Here is a 1,628-nt window from a genome sequence, read left to right on the forward strand (position 1 = left end):
CAAGGTCGTGAAGTGACCGACCATGCGTTGGATCGTGGCGGCATCGAACAGATCGACGTTGTATTCCAGTGCACCGAACAGTCCGTTCTCCTCTTCCGCCAGGCTCAGCGTCAGATCGAATTTGGCGACTTGGCTGTCCGTTTCGATTCCGGACAGGGTCAGTCCCGGCAGTTCAACGTCGATCGAGGAGGCGTTTTGCATCGTGAACATCACTTGGAACAACGGAGAACGGCTGAGGTCGCGCTCCGGTTGCAACTCCTCGACCAATTTTTCAAACGGCACGTCTTGGTGCGCATACGCCCCGAGCGCCGTCTCCCGCACGCGTCCCAGCAACTCTTCGAAGGTCGGGTCGCCCGTAAGGTCTGTGCGCATCACCAGCGTGTTGACGAAGAAGCCAATCAGACCTTCCGTCTCCGCTTGCGTGCGTCCGGCAATCGGCGTGCCGACCGCGATGTCTTCCTGTCCGCTGTAGCGCGAGAGCAACAGTTGGAAGGCGCCCAGCAAGGTCATGAACATCGTAGCCCCTTGACGGCGGGACAGCGATCGGAGTGCCTTGGCAAGTTCGGCGGGCAGAGTAAACAGTTCCGTTTGACCGCGATACGTCTGCACCGACGGGTGCGGGCGGTCGGTCGGCAGTTGCAGAACCGGCAGTTCGCCGCCCAACTGCTCTTTCCAGTACGCCATTTGTTCGTCCAGCACGTCGCCTTCCAGCCATTCGCGCTGCCAGGTTGCGTAATCGGCATACTGGATCGGGAGCTCGGCGAGCGTCGGCGTTTGACCTGCTGCCAACGCTCCGTAGAGCGAAACGAACTCTTGCATCAAGACGTTCATCGACCAGCCGTCCGACACGATGTGGTGCATGTTCAAGAGCAGGACGTGCTCCTCATCCGCAAGTTGCAGGAGATGGAAGCGAACCAGCGGGCCTGCGGTGAGGTCAAACGGTCTCTCCGCTTCCTCGGTTGCCAGTTGCCTCATTTTTTGTTCACGCTGCTCGATCGGTTCGGTGCGCAAGTCGGTTTGGAGAACATGGGTCTCAATCGCTTCGTGAATCACTTGAACCGGACGTCCGTCTCGCTCGGCGAATGTGGTGCGCAGGGCTTCATGACGTTGAACAATCTGAGCCAGGCTGAGAAGGAGCGCTTCCGTTTGCAGGTGCCCTTGCAGTCGCACGGCCATCGGCATGTTGTACAGCGACGTGCCCGGCACCAGTTGTTCCAATACCCACAGGCGCTGTTGCGCGAACGACATCGGCATGCCTTGTTCTTCGCGCGAGACCGGGAGGAGCGGCTTGCGCAGTCCTTGTCCCTCTTGCGAGATGCGGGCGGCAAGCAAACGCGCCGTCGGGGCTTCAAACAGCAGGCGCAGCGGAAGTTCTACGCCCAATGCTTTTTTCAAGCGCGAGACCGCTTGGGTCGCCAGCAACGAGTGACCGCCCAGCGAGAAGAAGTCATCGTCTGCGCTGACCCGTTCTCGGTGCAACACATCTGCAAAGATGCCGGCGACGATCTCTTCCTGCGGTGTGCGCAGAACTGCAACTTCCTCGCTTTGCGAGTGCGACTCTTCCGGCACCGGCAGGGCACGGCGATCCACTTTGCCGTTGGGCGAAAGCGGCAGCTCGTCCAGCACCA

1 protein-coding gene is annotated in these 1,628 nt (G+C 60.2%); it reads right to left on the reverse strand.

Features of this window, described 5'->3' with window-relative positions; genetic code table 11:
- On the reverse strand, positions 1–1,628 hold a 1,628-nt coding region (locus EL26_RS22970; protein ID WP_038094811.1), incomplete at both ends, for a condensation domain-containing protein.

It is taken from the genome of Tumebacillus flagellatus, assembly GCF_000714935.1.
In the GTDB taxonomy this organism is placed as follows: Bacteria; Bacillota; Bacilli; order Tumebacillales; family Tumebacillaceae; genus Tumebacillus; species Tumebacillus flagellatus.